A 21,709-nucleotide genomic window follows, 5' to 3' on the forward strand; every position below is an offset into this window, starting at 1 on the left:
GGGTGAGGTCGAGCATGTCGGCGGGGTAGCCGGTCTTCTCGGAGACGATGCCGAGCAGGGCGGCGGTCACGTCCGCGCCGGTGGCGGCGGCCGGGGCCGGGGCCTGGGCCGGAGCCGGCGCCTCTGCCTGCCGCGCGGCGCTCGAACCGCCCAGGCTGAGGACGAAGCCGACGATCTCGTTCAGGGTGCGCAGTTCGGCGAGCTGCTCGGGGCCGACGGGGGTGGGGCTGGGGAACTGTTCCTGGAGGACGCCCATGATCTCGACGCGCTTGATGGAGTCGATGCCCAAGTCCGCCTCCACGTCCATCCCGAGGTCCAGCATCTCCGCCGGGTAGCCGGTCTTCCGGGACACGACGTCGAGCAGCGCGGCGGCGATGTCGTCGGCGGTCGCGCTGGTCGCGCCGGCCGGCTCCGGTGCGACGGAGGGCGGGGCGGGCGCGAGTGCCGGGGGCGCGGGAGGTGCGGAGGCCTCGACGGGAGCGGGCGCGGCCACGGGCGGCACCGGGGCGGCCTCGGCCGACGGTGCCACCGCCACGGTGGGAACGACCGGAGCGCTCGGCAGCACCGCGCCGATCTCCATAGCCGCCAGATCCCGCAGGATCTCGTTGGCCCGCAGATGGGAGCGCCCGATGGCCAGGCCGTGCTCCTTCACCGACGCGACACCCGGGATCACCGAGTCGACCCGGCCCTGCTCGTCGGCCCGCTCCAGCAGCCCCATCATGCGCTGGGCGCTGGTCAGCTGGCCCTGGAGGTACTCGTCGTGCAGGGCGAGATGGTCGGCGATCAGCGAGGAGAGCCGGTCGGTGCGTTCTTCGGTCACGGGTTCCACGGGTTCCACGGGCTCGCTCTCCAGGACGTCTGTGGGGAGGGACAGGACCCCCGGGGCCGGGGCCGGGGCCGCTGCCGGTGCAGGGACAGGGGCAGGGACGGAGGCAGAGGCAGAGGCAGAGGAGGGCGAGTGGGCAGGTGCCACGGCGGACCCGGCCGGCAGGGCGGCGGCGAGAGCCGGCTGTACCGTCGGCGCCGTCGGCGCCGCGACCCGGTACCCGTTCTCCAGCGCGTCCCGGTACGCGGCCCGCCGCGCCTCGGGGACGTGGTTGATGCCGTTCAGCGGCACGGTCATGCCCCGCACCGGCACCTCGGCCGGCGGCTCCGCCGCATACCGGTCGGTGGTCGCCAACGGCAGTCCGAGGACGGCGAGTTGGGCCACCGCCCGTTTGAGCGCCAGATCGGCGTCACCGCCGCTGCCCGGGTCGAGCTGCACCGCGAAGTGCTCGCGCTCGCCGAGGATCCGGCCGACCAGCTTGGTCAGCACGCCCTTCGGCCCGAACTCGACGAACGTACGGAAGCCCGCCGCGTACATCTCCTCGACCCGCTCGGCGAACTCCACGGGCTTGACCAGCTGGTCCACGAGGGTGCGCCGGTTGGCGTCGGCGTCCGGGCCGTAGGCCGCGCCGGGCGAGTTGGCGTACACGGGGCGTCGCGGCCGTCCGAACTCCGCGTCGGCGACCCGGCGTCCGAACGCCTCCACGGCGTGCGCGACGAACGGGGTGTGGAAGGCCGCCGACACCGGCAGCCGCAGCGCCCGTACGCCGGCCGCGCCGGCCGCCGCCACGAACCGCTCCACGGCGTCGGTGGCGCCGCCGACCACGACCTGGTCGGCCGCGTTGCGGTTGCAGACGGTCAACTCGGGGTAGGCGGCGAGCAGTTCGGTGACCTGGTCGGCGTCCGCGGTCACCGCCGCCATGGCCCCGGGGTCGAAGTCCGCGTCACAGGGCGGTGCCATCGCCGCTCCCCGGGCCCGGGCCAGCGCGAAGTACGTGTCGTCGTCGAGCGCGCCGGCCGCCCAGAGCGCGGCCAGCTCGCCGAAGCTGTGGCCGAGGAACCCGTCGGCGTCGAAGCCGAGTTCGGTCAGATAGCGGTAGTGGCCGGCCGCGAGCGCGCCGATCGCCGGCTGCGCGTACTCGGTGCGGCGCAGCTCGGTGTCCTGGGCGGCGCGGGTCACCTCGTCGAAGGCGGGCGGCGGGAACGCGACCCGGGAGAGCGGGAGTTCGTCCTCCCCGAACGCCGCGTTGGCCCGGTCGAAGGCCTCCCGCAGCGGAGGCAGTGCGAGGACCGCGGTCCGGCCGGGTTCGACGTACTGGCTGCCCTGGCCCGCGAAGAGCGCGCCGACCTTGCCGGTGGGCGCGGCCGCGCGGCGGAAGTGGACGCCCTTGGGGTGCGACCAGGCCTCATCGGCGGGCCGGGCGCGCAGCTGGGCCGCGGCGAGGGCGCGCAGCTCGGCGAGTTCGGCGTCGGTGCGGGCGACGAGGGCCAGCCGCGGGTGTCCGGTGGGCGCCGGTGCCGTCCTCGGCTCCCCGCTCTCCACGGCACGCACCAGGGTGTTCATGTCAGGTTCATGCCATACGTATATCCGGCTCACAGGGAACATCACCCGCAGGCCGTCGCCGTCGCCGTGCTCCTCCAGCACCAGATGGAAGTTGGTGCCGCCGAAGCCGAAGGAGGACACGGCCGCCCGGCGCCGGGGCCGGCGTGGGTCACGGATCCAGGGGCGGGCGCGGGCGCTGACGTAGAACGGGCTGTTCTCCCAGTCGATCGCCGGGTTGGGGCGGTCCACGTTGATCGTCGGCGGGAGCAGCCGGTGGTGCAGGGCCAGCGCCAGCTTGATCATCCCGGCCGCGCCGGCCGCCGCCTTGGTGTGGCCGATCTGCGACTTCACACTGCCGACGGCGGCGAACTGCCGTTCCTCGACGCCCTCCGAGACCACCGCGCTCAGCGCCGACAGTTCGGTCGCCTCGCCGACCGCCGTACCCGTGCCATGGGCCTCGAACAGCTCGATCGAGCCGGGGGTGACGTCCGCGTCCTCGTACGCCCGGCGCAGCGCGGCCATCTGGCCTTCCTTGCGCGGGGCGTAGATCGACTTGAAGCGGCCGTCGCTGGAGGAGCCGATGCCGCGCAGCACCGCGTAGATCCGGTTGCCGTCCCGTTCGGCGTCGGACAGCCGGCGCAGGGCCAGCATGCCGATGCCCTCGCCGATGAGGGTGCCGTCCGCGTTCTCGTCGAACGGCCGGATGCGGCCGGACTTGGAGAAGGCCGGGGTCTTGCTGAAGCACAGGTACATGAAGATGGTGTTCTCGGCGTCGCAGCCGCCCACCAGCATGGTGTCCGAGCGCCGCTCCAGCAGATCGCTGACGGCCGCCTTCACCGCGCCGAGCGAGCTGGCGCAGGCCGCGTCGATCGTCATGTTGGTGCCGCCGAGGTCGAGCCGGTTGGCGATCCGGCCGGCGACGACGTTGCCCAGCATGCCGGGGAAGGAGTTCTCCTCCCAGGGCGCGAAGGCCAGCTTGAACTTCTCGGCGATCTCCTCCGCGTCCCGGTCGGACAGCCCGCAGGAGCGCACGACCTCCTTCAGGACGGGCGTCTGGAGCCGGGCGGAGAGCGGCTGGGTGAGCTGGTTGGCGCCGGTCACACCGAGCACCACCCCGGTGCGGGAGGCGTCGTACCAGTCCTGGTCGGCACCCGCGTCCCGGAGCGCGTCCCGCGCCACGACGAGGCTGAGCAGCTGCAGGACGTCGGTGACCTCGAGGGTGTTCGGCGGCAGACCGAAGGCGAGCGGGTCGAAGTCCACGGTGGGGATGAAACCGCCGCGCCGGGAGTACGTCTTGTCGGGCGCGGCCGGGTCGGAGTCGTAGTGCTCAGACACGTCCCAATGGGTCGCGGGGACGTCCTCGATGCAGTCGGCGGCGGAGACCACGTTCGCCCAGAACTCGCGCAGATCGCGCGACTTGGGGTACAGGGCGGACAGGCCGACGATCGCGATGGGATCCCGGGCCAGCCGGCGGTCGAGGTCGGATGGGTACGAAGCGTTCACGGCGAGGCTCTCTTGGTCGGACGGCGGGGCCGGTGGGGGGCGGCCCTGGTGCGGTTCGGTGGCCCTACGGGTGACGCGCGTGAGTGGGGGGAAGGGCTGAACGGTCAGTCGGCGTACAGCAGTCGGGCGACGACGCCGAGCGAGTCGGGGCGGCCGAGCATGGTGTAGTGGTCGCCCGGGCAGCGGCGCACGGTCAGTCCGTGGGGGGTGAGCGGCGCCCAGCCGAGCGTGTCGTCGCCCGGGATCAGGCTCCGCTCGGCCTTCACCAGCGTCACCGGGAGCGGGGCGGGGGCGGGCCGGTGCGGGGCGACGAGCCGGTTGTTGCGCAACAGGCCGTCCACGTACGTGTCGTAGAGCTTGCGCAGTCCGGGCAGCGGGGTGCCCGGCAGCAACGCGCCGGCGGCGGTGGCGGCGTCCAGGACCACGGGGAGCCCGTCGTCGACGCCGCGCCCGGCCAGGGCGCCGGGGGCGAGCGGGATCGGGCGGTCCCGCTTCGCGCCCAGGTACATCGTGAACCAGCCCAGGAGCAGGGCGGGTTCGAGGGAGTCGTCGGGCTGCTTGTAGGCGTCGGTGGGCGCGATGCTGTCGAGGAGCACCAGTCGCTCCGGACGCCGCCCGGCGGGCAGCGCATGGGTCATGGCCAGCGCCAGCACCCCGCCGAAGGACCATCCGGCCAGGGTGTACGGTCCGTCGGGGACCGGTGCCAGGGCGGTCAGCAGCCGTTCGGCCAGGGCCTCCACGGTGGTGGCCGCCCGGCCCCCGGTGAGGGCCGCGTCCGCGTAGTCGGGGACGGCGCCGAGGTCCAGCACGGTCAGCCCGTCGCCCTGCGGCAGTGCCCCGGCCAGACCCTCGTACACCTGGGGGGCGAGGGCGCCGGGATGGACGACGAAGGCCGTGCGCCGGCCGGGGGCGGCGGCTCTGAGCGGGCGGGCGACGGGCGGCGGCGCGTTACGCGGCGGTCGCACGCTGAGCGCTCTCCTCGGCCAGGTACACCGCGAGGTCCTTGACGGTCGGGTGGTACCAGAGGGTCGTGGTGCTCAGCTCGAAGCCGAGCCAGTTCTCCAACTCGCCCGCCAGGATGAGGGCTTCGGTCGAGTCGAGGTCCAGCTCGTCGAAGTACACCTCGCGCGAGACCTCGGTCGTCGCCACACCGAGACGGTGGGCGATCTTCTCGATCAGCCAGGTCTCGGCCTCGTGAGCGGTGACTGCGGGCATGGTGAGACGTCCTTCCCTGAGGGGCGGTGGCAGCTGTTCCGCGGAGCGGGCAGGCCCGGCCGGCGCGGCGGCGTACGGCGGGCATGCCGACGGCGCCTCGCGGCGCGGGTGCGTGCCGAGGACCGACCGGATTTCCACAACCGGTCGACAGGAACGCCCCGCGAAAGGCGGCCGGAAGTCCGGCCGGGCCTGAAAGCGTGGGGAAAACGGCGGATCTGAACTGTGGTCAACTTTCGGCGTATCGCCGCGTGCGGCGATAACAACTCGTCAGTAAGTTGTCGGTCGTCCGTTCGTGCTCGATGGTGCAGACCTGCAACGTCGCAGGTGCGGGGGTGACTTCGGAGTGGCCGCCCGAAGCACGCAAGTCACAGTCTTGCCAGTTCCAGGAATCTGGAACAACCGTTCTTCCGACTGGTGGAAAGAAATTCGGGTTTACGGGCGTAGATCACATGGAGGTCCTGTGCGGGGAATAGGTGACGAGCGGGTGAAGTGCGGCTGACGGAGCCGCATTAAAGGTGATTTCCCACCTTTGAGTCGCGCCGGAAGGCACCCGGTGTCGTATTCACTCGCCGTATGAAGAACTTGCCGAAGTTGGTCACCTCGGAGAATCCGAGCTGCCGGGCGATCGCGCTGATCGGCAGATCGGTGTGGACCAGCAGCCGGCGCGCCTCCAGCGCGACCCGGGCGTCGATCACGTCCTTGGTGGAGGTGCCGGCGACCTCCCGGCAGGCCCGGGCCAGCGCGCGCGTGCTGCAACTGAGGGCGGTGGCGTAGTCCTCGACGAGCCGGGTGGTGCGGTAGGAGCGGTCCAACTCCCGGCGGAACCGCAGGAACAGCTCGCCGTTGTCGCCGGTCACGGGCGCGGCCTCGGTGTGGCGCTGACGGCACATCTGGTTGATGTGGAGCAGGGCGACGGCGAGCAGATGCTTCAGCAGGTCCTCGCCCAGGCCTTGGTCGGGCCGCTCGAACTCCTCCCGCAGAAGCGCCAGCACCCGCTGGAACGGGGCGAGTTCCACGTCGCGCAGCTGCCAGTGCGAGGGCCGCAGCACATCGTCGAGCATCCCCATGTGCGCACTCATCTGCAAAGGGAACGCCGGGGTGAACATGATGATGTCGGCCTCCATGGAGGCCTCGGGTAAGGACTGGACGACCTGGTTCGGCCGGGTCCACAACAGGGTGCCGGGCCGGCACTCGAAGGGCGTGGAATCGACGGAGTAGCTCCCGCGCCCCTCGCTGACCAGCACGATCTGGTGGAAGGCGAGCCGGTGGGGAGTGGCGAGGAAACGCTTCGAGGAGAGGGTGAGCAGTTGGCTCAGGCTCACCAGGGCGATACCGAGACCGGGGCGGCAGACGGGTCTGTAGGGCACGACGGGGATCGGTAACGATGCGAAATCGACCATGAGCGTTCCGGAATCGACCTTTCACTGGCCACTTGAGCCTTCAATGATAGGGGTGGTCGCCCGATGCCAGATCACTTCTGGTGTGTGCGCGTGAACAGTCGTGTACGCGCACGTGTCAACACACATCATGTCTGCAGGTGAAGGGACTCTGAACGGGATGACCACTCCCCACTCCGCCGCTCCGGAGCGCTCAGTCGTCGACCGGACGCTCAGCATCCTCGGCGCCTTCGACCGGGACAACCGGACGCTGACACTCAGTGACATCAGCCGCCGCTCGGGTCTGCCCGTCGCCACCGTTCACCGCATCGTCAACAAGCTCCACGGCTGGGGCGCCCTGGAACGGAGCTCCGACGGCGGGTACAGCATCGGACTGCGCCTCTGGGAGACGGCGGTCCTCGCGCCGCGCTCCGCCCTCGTCGAGACCGCGCACCCGCACCTCGTCACCCTGCACGGGCAGACCACCGCCGCGGCGACGGTCGCCATCCGCGACGGCCGGGACAGCGTCTGCCTGGCCTTCGTCTCGAGCGACCCCGATCTGGTCGCCTTCCACGGCGATCCCGGCGCCCGCATCCCCCTCCACGCCACCGCCGTCGGCCAGGTACTGCTCGCCCACGCGGGCGGGGCCGTGCAGAACGAGGTCTGCTCCGCCCCGCTGCGCGCCTTCACCCCGGCCACGATCACCAACCCGGCGCAGCTCCAGCAGGGCCTCGCCAAGGTCCGGCGGGAGGGCTTCGCCGCCGTCCACGGCACCCTCGCCCCCGACCGGGGCGGCTTCGCGGTCCCGATCCGGGACAGCCGCGGCGTGGTCGTGGCCGCCGTCGGGGTCGTGGGCTCCGTCGAGATCATCCAACCGCGGCGGGTGGCACCCCACGTCCGCGCCGCCGCCGCCATGATCCAGCGGGGCGTGCGCAACGAGGGCCTGCGGATCGCGGACGTCGGCGCCTGAGCCGAGCCGGGCCGGGCCGGGCCGGGTGATCCGCTGCGGGCGGACCCCGGCCGCCTGTGCCGTGGATCGGGCGCCAGCTCGGGTAGGACTCCCAGGGGCGAGTGCGAGTGCCTCGCCCTCACCCGAACAGGCAGGTCGACGATGACGGACCCCGAAGGCGCCGCAGGCCCCCACGGACACGGACCCCAGGGCGCCGCTGGCCCGAACGGACACCGAGGCGGCATGCCGGCGGACAGACCGCTCCAGGTGGAGACGCACGGCCTCGACGTCATCCAGGACGCCGAACGCAAGGGCACACCCCGCACCCTGTTCTGGCCCTGGTTCGGGGCGAACGTCTCCGTGCTCGGAATGAGCTACGGGGCCTTCGCGCTCGGGTTCGGCATCTCCTTCTGGCAGGCCCTGGCCGCCGGCGTCGTCGGCATCGTCTTCTCCTTCCTGCTCTGCGGCTTCGTCGCCGTCGCCGGCAAACGCGGCTCCGCGCCCACGATGGTGCTCAGCCGCGCCGCCTACGGCGTCCGCGGCAACCGCCTGCCCTCGGCGGTCTCCTGGATGCTCACCGTCGGCTGGGAGACCGTCCTCGTCGCCCTCGCCGCCCTCGCCACGGCCACCGTCTTCGACCGCCTCGGCTGGGGCGGCGGCACCAGCACCAAGGCCGTCGCCCTGATCCTGGTCGGCGCGCTGACCGTCGTCGTCGGCGTCATGGGCTTCGACCTGATCATGCGCCTCCAGACCGTGATCACCATGGTCACGGGCGTGCTCACCTTGGTCTACGTCGGGCTGGTCGCCGACCATGTCCACTGGAGCGCCGTCAGCGCGATCCCCTCCGGCTCCGCCCAGGAGTTCATCGGCGCGCTGGTGTTCATGATGACCGGCTTCGGCCTCGGCTGGGTCAACGCCGCCGCGGACTACTCCCGCTACCTGCCCCGCTCCTCCTCCGGCCGGGGCGTGATCGGCTGGACCACCTTCGGCGCCTCCGCCGCCCCCCTGGTGCTCCTCCTGTTCGGCCTGCTGCTCGCCGGCTCCTCCGAGGACCTCTCCGAGGCCGTCGCCGCCGACCCGATCGGCGCCCTCACGATCCTCCTGCCGACCTGGTTCCTGGTGCCGTTCGCCGTGGTCGCCGTCCTCGGCCTGGTCGGCGGCGCCGTCCTCGACATCTACTCCTCCGGCCTGGCCCTGCTCTCCGCCGGCCTGCGCGTCCCGCGCCCGGTGGCGGCCCTCGTCGACGGCGTCCTGATGATCGCGGGCTCGGTCTACATCGTCTTCCTCGCCGACGACTTCCTCGGCCCCTTCATGGGCTTCCTCACCACCCTCGGCGTCCCCATCGCCGCCTGGTGCGGGATCATGCTCGCCGACCTCGCGCTGCGCCGTCGCGACTACGACGAGGGCGACCTCTACCGCCCCGACGGCCGGTACGGCGACGTCCCCGTCCCGCCCCTGCTCCTCACCGTCGCCGCCACCGCGCTCGGCTGGGGTCTGGTCACCAACGCCTCCGCCGACTGGCTGGAGTGGCAGGGCTACCTCCTGGGCCCGTTCGGCCTCGGCGGCAGATCCGGTGCCTGGGCCTACGCCAACCTCGGCGTCCTCGCCGCCCTCGCCCTCGGCTTCCTCGGCACCCTCACCCTGGCCCGCGCCCGCGTCCGCGCCCAGGAGACGCCCGAGGCGGTGCCCACCACATGACCGGAGACACCTCATGACCGGACACCTCGCCGTCATCGACATGCAGCACGTCTTCGCCGACCCCACGAGCCCGTGGGCGGCCGCGCGCCACGCCGAGGCGGCGGCAGGAGTGCAACGCCTGCTGCCGGCCTTCGCCGAACACGTCACCTTCACCCGCTTTCTCGCCCCGGAGCGGCCGACCGGAGCCTGGCGCGCCTACTACGACCGGTGGCCCTTCGCCCTCCAGCCACCCGACGCCCCTCTCTGGCGGCTGACGGACGAGTTCGCGGCCCTTGCCCCGGACACCCTGGACGCGCCCACCTTCGGCAAGTGGACACCGGCGCTCGCCGAGCGCGTCGGCCCCGGCGGCCGGCTCGTCCTGGCCGGTGTCAGCACCGACTGCTGCGTCCTGTCCACGGCGCTTGCCGCCGCCGACACCGGTGTGGAGGTGCTGGTGGCCGCCGACGCCTGCGCGGGCGCGGACGACGAGGCGCACGCCAGGGCGCTGGCCGTGATGGACCTGTACCGGCCCCTGATCAGCGTCACCACCGTCGCCGAAGTCCTCGGCCGAGGGGATTGACCGCGCCCCGCCCGGGTACGCGAGGCGGGACCGCGCCCCGGCCGGACCACGTCCGGCACGGGCCGACCGACCCCCACCACCAGGGAACCCGCCATGCACACACCCGCCCACGACCACACCCCCGACCCCGCCCGGCGGGCGCTGGACGCGCTGGCCCGGAACACCGGGGACACCATGGCCCTGGACACCCTCGCGCGCTGCGACGTCCTCGTGCCCGTGCCCGAGGACGCCACGGACGAGGACGTCACCGACCCCGCCACCGTGGCCCTGCCGGTCCTGGAGCAGCCGGGCGGCGCGCCCGTCGTCCCGGTGTTCACCTCCGAACCGGAGATGGCCGGGCTGCTGCCCGGCATCGACCGCTACCGCCTGGTGCCGCTCGGCGCGCTCGCCGCGCAGTGGCCCACCGGCGAACTGTCGCTCTGCATCGACGCGGCCGGCGACCACCCGCTGACCCTGACCTCGGAAGGGGTGCGCACCCTGCTGGCCCGCTGACACCGGTCGCGGGATCCCGCGCGGGACGGCCGAGGCGTTTATCGGCCAATCCGGAACGTCACCCCAACAGGTGATCGCCCCGGCCGTCACGCCCCGGAGACCATGACAACGATGCCGTGGTTGGGGCGATCACAAGGGGGACGGGCCGCCATGAGGACATTGCGTCAGGTTGCTCCGCAGGTTCTGCCGGTGCCGCAAGCCATGCTGGTGCCGCGGACCCGCGTCCTGCTGGAGGGACCGGCCGAGGCGCACCCCGAGCACGTCCATCCGTTCGGGCGGGTGATCCCCGACTGGGACTTCGTGATCGCGGAGCACCCCGAGCCGGGCCAGTACCGCCATTTCCAGTTCGCTTGGAAGGCCGCCGGCCCCGAGACCACCGGCATGGGCCTGCGGATCGGCCGGGGCCGGGACGGCCCCGCGGTCACCGTGCTGGTGGGGGACTCCAGCTGGCCGGACGGGACGATCCTGACCAGGGTCTCGCTGGGCGAGCGGCCCCCGGCCGAGTGGACGACCGTACGCCTGGACCTGTGGGAACTCACCGGGGGTCAGCTCCCCGTGGCCGGCGTCAGCCTGCGCAGCGACGGCGGAGGCGCCCTCTTCGACCGGCTCGCCCTCGGCCGCACCGCCGCCGATCTCCCGGACGGGCCCTGAACGGAGCTAGGCGGAGGTGTTCTGCCCGCCCAGCATCCGCGCCAGCACCGCCCGCTGGATCGGCAGCACCTCGGTGTGCAGATCGCGGCCCTTGCGGGTGAGGGCGACCCACACCCCGCGCCGGTCCTCCACACAGACGGCCCGCTCCACCAGACCGTCCTTCTCCAGCCGGCCGATCAGCCGGGACAGCGCGCTCTGGCTGAGGTGCACCCGTCCGACGAGGTCCAGGACCCGGCACTGGTCGCCGTTGCGGGGCGCCTCGGCGGCGAGGATGTCCAGCACCTCGAAGTCGCTCGCGCCGAGGCCGTGCGGATGCAGGGCGCGGTCGATCTCGCACATCGTGCGGGCGTGCACCGACAGGATGTCGCGCCACTGGTCCTCGAGGCCCGCCCCGGCCGTTTTCGCTGCCATACCCGCACGGTAACACCGATTCCAGTATTCGTTGACTGTGCAATTAGTGCGGGTGCAAGGAGCGGCTCACGAGGGAGGTCAAGAGGGGGATCAAGAGGGGATCAAGAGGGATCCTGGAGCAGTCCCACCAGGTTGCCGTCCGGGTCCTTCACGGCGGCGATCAGCCGGCCGTTACCGACGTCCTGCACGTCCTGGAGCACCTCGGCGCCCGCCTCGACCAGGGCCGCGAGACGTTCCCGGATGTCGGAGACGTGCCAGTAGGGAACCGGACCGGTCAGGCCCTGGGCGTGGCCGTTCGGGTTGAGGCCGACGTCCTGGCCGGCCGCCTTGAAACCGACGTAGTACGGCTCGTCGGCGTACGGCTCGACCTCCAGGAGCACGCTGAACAGGGCCTTCGCCCGCTCGACGTCCTTGACGGGGTAGATGATCGTCTGAAGGCCGGTGGTGGTCATGGTGGTCACTCCTCGTTGTCGCGTCCGCCGACGCCGGTCGCGTCGGTGGTTTCACGCTAGGCGGGGGAGCGGCGGGCCGCTTCTTCGATCCTGACCGGTTCGCGACCGATGTGACGACGACCGATGTGACGACGAAGGGGGCCGGTCGATCGACCGGCCCCCTCCGGATCACGTCGACTCGCGTTTCACCAGCTCCGTCGGCAGGATCACCGCCGCCGGGTCCTCGCCGCCTATCTGGGCGAGCAGCACCCGCACCATCTCGCTGCTGATCCGGTCCCACGGCTGGCGGATCGTCGTCAGGGAGGGGCTGCCCGCGGTGGCCGCGGGGGAGTCGTCGAAGCCGCCGACCGCCACGTCCTCCGGCACCCGCCGGCCCGCCCGCCGGAGCGCCGTGAGGACACCCTGCGCCATCAGGTCGGAGGCGACGAACACCGCGTCCAGGTCCGGGACCTGCGCCAGCAGCCGCTCGGCGCCCGCCTCACCGCTGGCTCGGCTGTAGTCGCCGGAGACGACGAGCCGCTCGTCGTAGGCCACCTCGGCCTCCGCGAGCACCTCCCGGTACCCGGCGAGCCGCTCCACACCGCCCGGGGTGTCCAGCGGACCGGTGACCACACCGACCCGGCGGCGGCCCTGTGCCAGCAAATGGCGCACCATGTCCCGGGCGCCGTCCCGGTCGTCGGCGGCCACGTAGCTCACCTTGGAACCGATGCCGATCGGTTTGCCGCACGCGACCAGCGGGACGCCCGCCTCCCGCAGCTCGCTGGCGATCGGGTCCCCGGAGTGGCTGGAGACCAGCAGCACCCCGTCCACGTGCCCCGCGGTGATGTACCGCGTGATGCGCCGGCGCTCGTCCTCCGTTCCGGCCAGCATCAGCAGGAGGGGGATGTCGTGCGCGGCCAGCGCCTGCGTGCAGCCGCGCAGCAGGACATTGAAGTTGGGGTCCTCGAAGAACCGTTCCTGGGGCTCCGTGAGCAGGAACCCCACGGAGTCCGAACGGCCGGTGATCAGGGAGCGGGCGTGCCGGTTCACGACGTAACCCGTCCTGCGGATGGCGGCGTTGACCGCCTCCGCGGCGGCCGGGCTGACGTAGTGTCCGCCGTTGAGCACCCGCGAGACGGTGCCTCGGGAGACTCCCGCCTCGCGGGCCACGTCGTGGATGGTCGGCGGTTTGCGCCGGCCCCCCGCACCATTGTTCATGGTCATGACTTTACGGCTCCGGACAGCAGATCCAGGCTCCAGAAGCGCTGAATGACCAGGAACAGCGCCACGAGCGGGATGACCGCGAGGAAGGCTCCGGTGATGACCAGCGTGTAGAGCGCGGGGGTGTTGGCCCCCTGTTCGAGCAGTGTGAACAGGCCGAGCGTGATCGGGAACTTCACGTCGTCGCTGAGCATGATGTACGGCAGCAGGAAGTTGTTCCAGATCGCCACGAACTGGAACAGGAACACCGTCACCAGGCCGGGCACCATCATCGGCAGCGCGATCCGGGTGAAGATCCGCCACTCGCTCGCCCCGTCCATCCGGCCGGCCTCCACCACATCGCCCGGCACGGCCGCGGCCGCGTAGATGCGCGCCAGATAGACGCCGTACGGGGAGAGGATCTGCGGCAGCAGCACGGACCAGTAGGAGTCCGTGAGGTCGACCTTCGCCAGCAGCAGGTACTGCGGGATCGCGAGGATGATCGGCGGCATCAGCACACCGGCCAGCAGGACGTTGAACATCGTCTCGCGGCCGCGGAAGCGGTACGTCGCCAGCGCGTAGCCGCTGAACGCGGAGACGCACGTCGACAGCAGGGCGCCGAGCACCGCGTACAGGGCGGAGTTGCCCATCCACTGCCAGTAGATGCCGTCGCGGTAGGCGTTGAGATCCCGGACGTTGTCGGCGAAGCCGGTGCCCGGCAGGAACGTGAACGTGGAGAACAGCTCACTGCCGGACTTGGTGGACGCGATCACCACCCAGGCCACCGGGAGCAGACAGTAGACCGCGCCGAGCAGCAGCGTGACCGTCGGGACCAGCGCGATCCGGCGGCGCAGCGGCGGACGGCCCTGGGCCGCACCGGCCGATCCGGCCGCCGAGGGGACCTTCTGGACGGCAAGAGAACTCATCGTGCCCCTCCTTGATTGGCGTCCCGCTTGTTCCGGCGGTTCGCGGCCCGCAGGAAGCCGAAGGACAGCACCAGCGTGGCGAGGGCGATGATCACGGCCTCGGCGGCCGCCTGGTAGATGTCGCCCGTGCCGAACGCGTCCCGGTACACCTTCATCAGCGGACTCCAGGTCGTGGACACGGAGTTGGTGAGCGGCTTGAGGGTGGTCGGCTCGTTGAACACCTGGAGCGTGGCGATGATCGAGAAGAAGAAGGTCAGCACCAGCGAGGGCGCGACCATCGGGATCTTGATCCGCAGGGCGATCTGGAGCGGGGTGGCACCGTCCAGCTTCGCCGCCTCGTACACCTCGGCCGGAATCGCCTGGAGCGAGGTGTAGATGACGATCATGTTGAAGCCGGTGCCGCCCCAGACCGCGATGTTGGAGAGGGCGCCGTAGAGGGGACCGCCGTCCAGCAGGTCCGGCTGCGGTAGACCCAGCGCTTCGAGCACGTAGTAGAAGGGGCTGACGCTCGGCAGGTACAGGAAGCCCCACAGCAGCGCCGCCACCACACCGGGGATGGCGTACGGCAGGAAGATCGCGAGCCGGGTGAACGGTGTGAACCGCACCTTCTCGGAGTCCAGCATCAGCGCGAACAGCAGCGCCAGGCCCAGCATCACCGGGACGACGATGCAGCCGTAGCCCAGCACGCGCAGCGCGCCGTCGAGCAGTTCGCTGTCGGTCAGGGAGGCCGTGTAGTTCTCCAGGCCGGCCCAGACCTCCTTGCGGGCGCCGGCGCCCAGGCCGAGCCCGGACACCTTCACCTTGTGGAAGCTGAGCCAGACCGCGTACCCGATGGGCAGCGCGAAGAACAGGGCGAACAGGATCGTGGCGGGAAGGAGGAAGAAATAGGGGGCGCTTCGCGCTCGTTTGAGGGTGGTGGTGGGAGACGGGCGGGCGTACGGGGCCCCTTTGACCCCGTACGACGTCCGGCGTGCGCTGGTCACTCGGAGACCTCGAAGCCCTGCTTCTTCATGTCGGCGACGGTGTCCGCCTGCATCTTGTCCAGGGCGGCGGAGAAGTCCGACTTGTTCTTGGCGGCGGCGCCGAACGCGTCCTTGAAGGTCGTGTAGGCGACGTTCACGTTCGGGCCCCAGGCCGAGGGCGCCGTCGTCTTCGCGATCTTGGCGGCCAGGGTGTAGAACTCCGGCTGCGTCGAGAAGTAGTCCGGCGAGGCGGTGAAGGCGCCGCTGGTCTGGGCGTTGGTGGCGGCCGGGTAGATGCCGCTCTCCTTGGCCAGCGCCTGGAGGGCCGCGTCGTCGGTGTTCAGCCAGGCGGCGAACTTCGCGGCGGCCTCCTTGTGCTGGGAGTCCGTCGTCACGCCGGTGGAGGAGCCGCCCCAGCTGCCGGTGACGTTCTCGCCGGCCGACCACTGGGGGAGCGGGGCCATGGCCCACTTGCCCTTGGTGTCGGGCGCGGCGGTGGTCAGGGTGCCCGGGGCCCACACGGCGGAGACCCAGGCGATCTGCTGGCCCGTGTTGAGCGCCTTGTTCCAGGCCGGGGTGTACATCGGCTGGTTGTCGATGGCGCCCTCCGCGACCAGGCCGCCCCAGAAGTCGGCGACCTTCTTGGTGGCCGTGTCGTTGATGCCGACCTTCCACTGGTTGCCGGAGGTGGTCCACCACTGGGCGCCGGCCTGCTGGGCGAGGCCCGCGAAGAGACCGGAGTCATTGGCGGAGAACGTGGTCAGGTCGACGTCCGGGGCCTTCTTCTTGAGCGCGCGTGCGGTCTGCGCGAACTGCTCCCAGGTCGCCGGGACCGACAGGCCGTACTTCTCGAAGAGGTCGGCGCGGTAGTAGAACATCATCGGGCCGATGTCCTGCGGCACCGCGTAGACCGCGTCCGTGCCCAGCGTCGTCTGCTGCCAGACGCCACCGGCGAACTTGTCCTTCGCGTCGCCGACGTTCTTCGCTATGTCCGCCAGCGCGTCATTGCTGACCAGCGTCGGCAGCGCCTGGTACTCGGCCTGGACGAGGTCCGGCGCCTTGCCCGCCTTGTGCGCGGTGAGGATCTTGGTGACCAGCGTGTCGCCGGACGCCTGCTTCTTCACCGTGACGGTGATCTGGTCGTTCTTCCCGGGCCCCTTGTTCCACAGGTCGACGAGCTTGTCCATGCCGGGCGTCCAGGTCCAGTACGTCAGCGAGACCGGACCGGACTCGGCGCCGCTGTCGTCGTCGGACGAGCCGCAGGCGGCGAGGGCGGTGGCGCCGAGAGTGACGGCAACGGCGGTTGCCACGAGGCGACGGCGCTTCGTGTTGGGCATGGATCTCTCCCCTGACCTGGGTTCCCGCCGGGTGCGGAAACCTGCCATGCGAACGCACGACCGGGGGACCTCGCCCGTCGCGAGGACCCGTCATGCTGTCTGTGAGCGTTCACAGTAGAGAAACATCCCGGACACTTGTCAATGGTTGTTGCTGTGCGGTTATGTTGGGCTCACACCGCCGCAGAGTTGTGTGCACGTTCCCAAATGATCGATTAAACGGGAGAAATCCATGCCGGAGACCACCCCCAGGGGCCTCACCAGGCTCGCCTTCGGTGGGGACTACAACCCCGAGCAGTGGCCGGAAACCGTCTGGCAGGACGACGTCCGGCTGATGCGCGAGGCCGGCGTCACGATGGTGAGTGTCGGGATCTTCTCCTGGGCCCTCCTGGAGCCCTCGCCCGGGGTGTACGACTTCGGCTGGCTGGACCGGATCATCGGCCTGCTCCACGAGAACGGCATCCGTGTCGACCTGGGCACCCCGACCGTGGTCCCGCCGGTCTGGTTCTACCGCGCGCACCCCGAGGCACTGCCCGTGACCCCGGAGGGCGTACGCCTGGAGTTCGGCTCCCGCGGCGCCATCTGCCACAGCAACGCCGACTACCGCGCCGCCGCCGCGAACATCACCACCCGGCTCGCCGAGCGCTACGGCGACCACCCGGCGCTCGCCATGTGGCATGTGCACAACGAGTACGGTGTCCCCGTCTCCGCCTGCTACTGCGACTCCTGCGCCGCCCACTTCCGCCGTTGGCTGGAGACCACGCACGGCGGCGTCGACGCGGTGAACGAGGCCTGGGGCACCGCCTTCTGGGGCCAGCGTTACGCGAGCCTCGAGGACATCCACCCGCCGCGGGCCACCCCGACGGTCGGCAACCCCGGCCAGGCGCTGGACTACAAGCGGTTCGCCGACGCCACCATGCGCGAGAACTTCGTGGCGGAGCGGGACATCCTGCACCGCCTCGCGCCGGGCGTCCCGGTCACCACCAACTTCATGACGGCCCTCAGCCAGTGCGACTCCGTCGACTACTGGGCCTGGGGCCGCGAGGTCGACATCGTCACCAACGACCACTACCTGATCACCGACGGCCGCCGCACCCACGTCAACCTCGCGATGGCCGCCGACCTCACCCGCTCCGTCGCCGGCGGCGCCCCCTGGATCCTCCTGGAGCACTCCACCTCGGGCGTCAACTGGCAGCCGCGCAACCCCGCCAAGGCGCCGGGCCAGATGGCCCGCAACTCCCTCGGCCATGTGGCGCGCGGCTCCGAGGGCGCGATGTTCTTCCAGTGGCGCCAGTCCCGGCGCGGCGCCGAGAAGTTCCACTCGGCGATGGTCCCGCACGGCGGCACCGACACGCGCGTGTGGCGCGAGGTCGTGGAGCTGGGCGCCTCCCTCGACTCCCTCGCCGCGATCCGCGGCAGCCGCACCGAGGCCGATGTAGCCGTGCTCTGGGACTGGCACTCCTGGTGGGCGCAGAACCTCGACTGGCGCCCCAGTGAGGACGCCGACCCGCGCGAGCGCGCCGACGCGTTCTACGAGGCGCTCTACGACCGCCACCTCACCGTCGACTTCGCCCACCCGGAGTCCGACCTGTCGGCGTACCCGCTGGTGGTCGTGCCCGCCCTGTACCTGATGACGGAGGCGGCCGGCGACAACCTCCGGGAGTACGTCGAGCGCGGCGGCACCCTCGTCGTGTCGTTCTTCTCCGGCATCGTCGATGAGCACGACGCCGTCCACGAGGGCCCCTACCCGGGTGCGCTCCGGGACGTCCTGGGCCTGACCGTCGAGGAGTTCTCCCCGCTGCTGCCCGGACAGAGCGTGCGCCTGACCGGCCCCGACGGCTCCGAGCCGACCGGTGACGTGTGGACGGAGTTCGTGGTGCCGCGCGGCGCCGAGACCGTCTGGACGTACGCCGACGGCCTCACCGCGGGACACCCCGCCGTCACCCGGCACTGTCTCGGCGAGGGCACCGCCTGGTACGTCTCCACCCGCCTCGGTCACGAGGGCCTGGACGCGCTGCTCGGCCGGGCCGCCGAGGACGCGGCGGTCGCCCCGCGCGCCGACCTGCCCCGGGACGTCGAGGTCGTGCGCCGCTCGGGGGAGAACGGCAGCTACCTCTTCGCCGTCAACCACACCGCCACCGACGCCAAGGTGCCGCTGGAGACAGCCGGCACCGAGCTGCTGACGGGCGAACGCGCCGCGGGCCGCCTCGCGGTCCCGGCGGGAGCCGTACGGGTCGTCCGACTCGACGGCTGAGCCGACTCCCCCTCCGCCCGTGGAGCCGCGAGCCGCGGGCGGAGGGGGCCCCTCACCTCCTGAGGGAACCCATCCCCATCACGTCGAAGGGACGACGGACGACGATGTTCCATCCCAGACGCACCCTGAAGGCCCTGCTGCCGCCGCTGGCCGCGGGTCTCGCCCTCACCGTCCTGCCCGCGCAGAGCGCGCAGGCGGCGAGCACCCTCACCAACGGCGGATTCGAGACCGACGGCGCCGGGGCGGCCGCGCCCACCGGCTGGTCGGAGTACGGCGACACGGGCGCCTCGTTCTCGGAGTCAGGCGGGCACGGCGGCAGCTACCGCCTCTCCCACTGGGCGGGCACCGCGTACAAGGTGGAGACGTACCAGTACCTCTCCGGGCTGACCAACGGCTCCTACAAGCTCACCGCCTGGGTCCGCTCCAGCGGCGGCCAGAACTCCGCCTCCATAGCCCTGAAGAACTGCGGCGGCACCGAACAGCGCACCGACCTGCCCGTGTCGGCGAGCGGGTGGATCCGTGTCGTCGTCCCGGTCAGCGTGACGAACAACCAGTGCACCATCAGCATCAGCAGTGACGCCAACGCGGGCAACTGGATCAATGTCGACGACCTGACCTTCGCGTCCGGCACCTCCGGACTGTCGATCAAGGGTGCCGACATCTCGTCCCTGCCCAAGAGCGAGGCCAAGGGCGGTGTCTACAAGAGCAGTTCGGGCAGCACCGGCGACGCGGTCACCATCCTGAAGAACGCCGGCATGAACTACGCGCGCGTGAAGGTCTGGGTCAACCCGGCCGACGGCTACCACAACAAGACGCGCGTCCTCGCCCTGGCCAAGCGGGTCAAGGCCGCCGGGCAGAAGCTCCTGGTCGACTTCCACTACTCGGACACCTGGGCCGACCCCGGCGCCCAGTCCAAGCCGGCCGCCTGGGCGGGCCACTCGTACAGCCAGCTCAAGACGGACGTGTACAACCACACGTACGACGTGCTGAACGCGCTCAAGGCGCAGGGCACCACCGCCGACATGGTCCAGGTCGGCAACGAGATCAACGGCGGCATGCTGTGGTCCGAGGGCTCCACCGACAACTGGAGCCAGCTGGCCGGGCTGCTCAACTCCGGCTACGACGCCGTCAAGGCGGTCAACTCGTCCACCACGGTGGCCCTGCACCTCGCCAAGGGCGGCGATCTGTCCGGCACCCGCTGGTGGTTCGACAGCGCCGTGGCGAACGGTGTGAAGTTCGACGCGATCGGCCTGTCGTACTACGGCTACTGGCACGGCACGCTCGCCGACTTCCAGACCACCCTGGACGACGCGGCCTCCCGCTACGCCAAGCCGGTGTTCGTCGCCGAGACGGCCTACCCGTTCCGGCTGGACAGCGAGGACTCGCACGAGAACATCATCAATCTGACCGATGAGCTGGTGTCCGGCTACCCGGCGACCGCGGCAGGTCAGTTGGCCTGGATGAACGCCGTCGCGAACATCGTGGAGGCCGTCCCGAACGGCCGCGGTCTCGGCGTCTTCTACTGGGAGGCGACCTGGACCGCCGTGACCGGCAACGGCTGGGACCCGACCGACGCCTCCTCCGGCAACGGCTGGGAGAACCAGGCCCTGTTCGGCTACGACGACAAGGCCCTGTCCGCCATGGCGTGGTTCAGCCACCGCTGATCCACCGACGTCGTGACCCCGGGGCCCGGCCGCACCACGCGGCCGGGCCCCACCCGTTCGCCCTCCCGTTCCCGGGCCGCTCTCCACCCCTGTGTCGAACAGCCCTTTATGGCAAGGGTGTTCGATCCCGGCCAAGGCTCGCGGAGTTCGGGACACGGCGGCCTTCGCTGCGAAACAGTGGGAAGACGCGGTACCGAGGAGGCCCGGACGGAGGGGGACGACGATGCTGAGGACTCCCGCAGGCGAGCGGCGGCTCACCATTCTGGAGTGGCTGAAGGAGCCGGCCCGGCACTTCCCGCCGCAGCGCCACGCCGACCTCGTCGAGGACGGCGTGCCGGCGGCCGCCGTCGCCGCCAAGCTGGGCGTGCGCCGCGAGGTGGCGGACACCCACCTCGCCCTGCTCGCCGACATCGGCCTGCTGCGCGCCAAGCGCATCCGCCGGCGCGTCTACTACCGGCGCGACGAGATGCGCATCGCCGAGGTGGCGCGCATGTTCGAGAAGGGGTGGTAGAGAATGTCGCCAAGGGACACCAGGGGAGAGAGAGATCCTCCTGCGGAAAGCCACGGCAAAGGACCCCGGTTACCCACCGTCGCCGACGCTCCTGCCTGCGAGGATGGCCGCCTCCTTCAGGAAGGGCGGAACCTTATGGACCTGCGGACGGCTCTCGTCCCCCTCAGGTACATCACCCTCCCCGGGCACGGACCCGAAGACGTCGTCGCCGATCCCCGAGGCCGCGTCCTCACCGGGCTGTCGGACGGACGGATCCTGCGTATCGACGGCCTGGACGACCCGCCGGCCGCCCGTGTCGAGCACATCGCCGAGATCGGCGGCCGGCCGCTCGGACTCGAACTCCTCCCCGACGGCGACCTGTTGGTGTGCGACGCCGACGGCGCGCTGCTGCGTGTCGATCCCGAGGGCGGCACCGGCAACGTCCGCGTCCTGACCGAGTCGGCAGCGGGCGAGCGGCTGCGGTTCTGCAGCAACGTCGTCGCGCTGCCCGACGGCACGGTCTACTTCACCGTCTCCAGCCGCGTCCACCCGCTGCGGGACTGGATGGGCGACCTGGTCGAACACACCGGCACGGGCCGCCTGTTGCGCCTGGACCCCGGTGCCGCCGAGGCCGAAGTCGTCCTGGACGGGCTCCAGTTCGCCAACGGTCTGGCGCGCTGCGCGGACGACAGCGCCCTGATCGTCGCCGAGACCGGCGCCCGCCGCCTCACCCGCTTCCGGCTCACCGGCCCCCGGGCCGGGCACGCCGAACCCCTCGTCGAGAACCTGCCGGGACACCCGGACAACCTGTGGCGCGGCGCCCCCGACGGCCCGGTCTGGGTCGCCCTGGCCGGCCCGCGCGTCCTGCCCCTCGACCTCCTGCACCGCGCCGCCCCCGCCGTCCGCCGCGCCGCCGCCCGGCCGGCCGCGCGCCTGCCCTACCGCCCCTCGGGCACGGTCGGCGTGCTCGCGGTCGACGACGACGGCCGCGTCCTGCACCACCTCACCCGCCGCCGCTCCGGCTTCCGCATGGTCACCAGCGTCTGCGAGACCGGCGGCCGGCTGATCCTGGGCAGCCTCCACGAACGCGGCATCGCGGTCTGCGAGGCGCCCGAGAGCAAACGACGCGAGTGACCCCCGGGGCGCCCCGGGACGGGGCCCGTCAGACGGGCGCGCCCGAGGGCGAGGAAGCCCCTTGCGGCCCGGCGCTACCCTGTGACCAGCCG

Annotated in this window: 19 protein-coding genes; 9 read left to right on the forward strand and 10 right to left on the reverse strand. The window is 71.5% G+C overall.

Annotated features, from left to right (window positions below):
* The 4 genes from ACZ6D7_RS20900 to ACZ6D7_RS20915 form a co-directional block, all read right to left on the reverse strand.
* On the reverse strand, window positions 1-3,871 hold a 3,871-nt coding region (locus ACZ6D7_RS20900), incomplete at its 3' end, for a beta-ketoacyl synthase N-terminal-like domain-containing protein (protein WP_469492455.1).
* A gap of 104 nt (window positions 3,872-3,975) precedes the next feature.
* A complete protein-coding gene (locus ACZ6D7_RS20905) occupies window positions 3,976-4,836 on the reverse strand; it encodes a thioesterase domain-containing protein (protein ID WP_469492458.1) in 861 nt (286 codons plus the stop codon).
* Window positions 4,820-5,086, reverse strand: coding sequence for an acyl carrier protein (locus ACZ6D7_RS20910; RefSeq protein WP_469492461.1), 267 nt, complete (start codon window positions 5,084-5,086; stop codon window positions 4,820-4,822). The genes ACZ6D7_RS20905 and ACZ6D7_RS20910 overlap by 17 nt, the downstream gene beginning before the upstream one ends.
* Before the next feature lie 509 nt (window positions 5,087-5,595).
* Window positions 5,596-6,453, reverse strand: coding sequence for a helix-turn-helix domain-containing protein (locus ACZ6D7_RS20915; protein ID WP_469492464.1), 858 nt, complete (start codon window positions 6,451-6,453; stop codon window positions 5,596-5,598).
* A gap of 190 nt (window positions 6,454-6,643) precedes the next feature.
* Between ACZ6D7_RS20915 and ACZ6D7_RS20920 the strand changes: the two genes are divergently transcribed.
* From ACZ6D7_RS20920 to ACZ6D7_RS20940, 5 genes are all read left to right on the forward strand, one after another.
* Window positions 6,644-7,432 carry an IclR family transcriptional regulator gene (locus ACZ6D7_RS20920; protein ID WP_469492472.1) on the forward strand — a complete coding sequence of 263 codons (789 nt, stop codon included), beginning with the start codon at window positions 6,644-6,646 and terminating at the stop codon, window positions 7,430-7,432.
* A gap of 222 nt (window positions 7,433-7,654) precedes the next feature.
* Window positions 7,655-9,109, forward strand: a complete 1,455-nt coding sequence (locus ACZ6D7_RS20925; RefSeq protein ID WP_469492475.1) for a purine-cytosine permease family protein — start codon at window positions 7,655-7,657, stop codon at window positions 9,107-9,109.
* Window positions 9,110-9,122: 13 nt separating this feature from the next.
* The gene (locus ACZ6D7_RS20930) at window positions 9,123-9,668 is read left to right on the forward strand and encodes an isochorismatase family protein (protein WP_469492477.1); all 546 of its coding nucleotides are present in this window, start codon (window positions 9,123-9,125) and stop codon (window positions 9,666-9,668) included.
* A gap of 93 nt (window positions 9,669-9,761) precedes the next feature.
* On the forward strand, window positions 9,762-10,160 hold the full coding sequence (locus ACZ6D7_RS20935; protein WP_469492479.1) for an SseB family protein: 399 nt from the start codon (window positions 9,762-9,764) through the stop codon (window positions 10,158-10,160).
* 189 nt (window positions 10,161-10,349) lie between these two features.
* The gene (locus tag ACZ6D7_RS20940; RefSeq protein WP_469492481.1) at window positions 10,350-10,811 is read left to right on the forward strand and encodes a hypothetical protein; all 462 of its coding nucleotides are present in this window, start codon (window positions 10,350-10,352) and stop codon (window positions 10,809-10,811) included.
* Between the two features lie 6 nt (window positions 10,812-10,817).
* Here ACZ6D7_RS20940 and ACZ6D7_RS20945 read toward each other — a convergent pair whose 3' ends face one another.
* The 6 genes from ACZ6D7_RS20945 to ACZ6D7_RS20970 form a co-directional block, all read right to left on the reverse strand.
* Window positions 10,818-11,222 (reverse strand): MarR family winged helix-turn-helix transcriptional regulator, encoded by a 405-nt coding sequence (locus ACZ6D7_RS20945; protein ID WP_469492484.1) that lies wholly within the window; start codon window positions 11,220-11,222, stop codon window positions 10,818-10,820.
* Between the two features lie 101 nt (window positions 11,223-11,323).
* Window positions 11,324-11,674, reverse strand: coding sequence for a VOC family protein (locus ACZ6D7_RS20950; protein WP_469492486.1), 351 nt, complete (start codon window positions 11,672-11,674; stop codon window positions 11,324-11,326).
* Window positions 11,675-11,842: 168 nt separating this feature from the next.
* Window positions 11,843-12,877 carry a LacI family DNA-binding transcriptional regulator gene (locus ACZ6D7_RS20955; protein ID WP_469492489.1) on the reverse strand — a complete coding sequence of 345 codons (1,035 nt, stop codon included), beginning with the start codon at window positions 12,875-12,877 and terminating at the stop codon, window positions 11,843-11,845.
* A complete protein-coding gene (locus ACZ6D7_RS20960; protein WP_469492492.1) occupies window positions 12,874-13,779 on the reverse strand; it encodes a carbohydrate ABC transporter permease in 906 nt (301 codons plus the stop codon). The genes ACZ6D7_RS20955 and ACZ6D7_RS20960 overlap by 4 nt, the downstream gene beginning before the upstream one ends.
* The gene (locus ACZ6D7_RS20965) at window positions 13,776-14,762 is read right to left on the reverse strand and encodes a carbohydrate ABC transporter permease (protein WP_469492494.1); all 987 of its coding nucleotides are present in this window, start codon (window positions 14,760-14,762) and stop codon (window positions 13,776-13,778) included. Before ACZ6D7_RS20965 ends, ACZ6D7_RS20960 begins: the two co-directional genes overlap by 4 nt.
* Window positions 14,759-16,078, reverse strand: a complete 1,320-nt coding sequence (locus ACZ6D7_RS20970; protein WP_469492496.1) for an ABC transporter substrate-binding protein — start codon at window positions 16,076-16,078, stop codon at window positions 14,759-14,761. The genes ACZ6D7_RS20965 and ACZ6D7_RS20970 overlap by 4 nt, the downstream gene beginning before the upstream one ends.
* Before the next feature lie 229 nt (window positions 16,079-16,307).
* Here ACZ6D7_RS20970 and ACZ6D7_RS20975 point away from each other — a divergent pair, with 229 nt between their 5' ends.
* From ACZ6D7_RS20975 to ACZ6D7_RS20990, 4 genes are all read left to right on the forward strand, one after another.
* Window positions 16,308-18,329 (forward strand): beta-galactosidase, encoded by a 2,022-nt coding sequence (locus tag ACZ6D7_RS20975; protein ID WP_469492499.1) that lies wholly within the window; start codon window positions 16,308-16,310, stop codon window positions 18,327-18,329.
* Window positions 18,330-18,433: 104 nt separating this feature from the next.
* Window positions 18,434-19,993: a glycosyl hydrolase 53 family protein gene (locus ACZ6D7_RS20980; RefSeq protein WP_469492502.1), complete on the forward strand. Its 1,560-nt coding sequence runs from the start codon at window positions 18,434-18,436 to the stop codon at window positions 19,991-19,993.
* A gap of 223 nt (window positions 19,994-20,216) precedes the next feature.
* On the forward strand, window positions 20,217-20,504 hold the full coding sequence (locus tag ACZ6D7_RS20985) for an ArsR family transcriptional regulator (protein WP_469492504.1): 288 nt from the start codon (window positions 20,217-20,219) through the stop codon (window positions 20,502-20,504).
* Between the two features lie 135 nt (window positions 20,505-20,639).
* Window positions 20,640-21,617 carry an SMP-30/gluconolactonase/LRE family protein gene (locus ACZ6D7_RS20990; protein ID WP_469492507.1) on the forward strand — a complete coding sequence of 326 codons (978 nt, stop codon included), beginning with the start codon at window positions 20,640-20,642 and terminating at the stop codon, window positions 21,615-21,617.
* Window positions 21,618-21,709 lie beyond the last annotated feature (92 nt).

This window comes from Streptomyces sp. NPDC041784 (assembly GCF_055591025.1).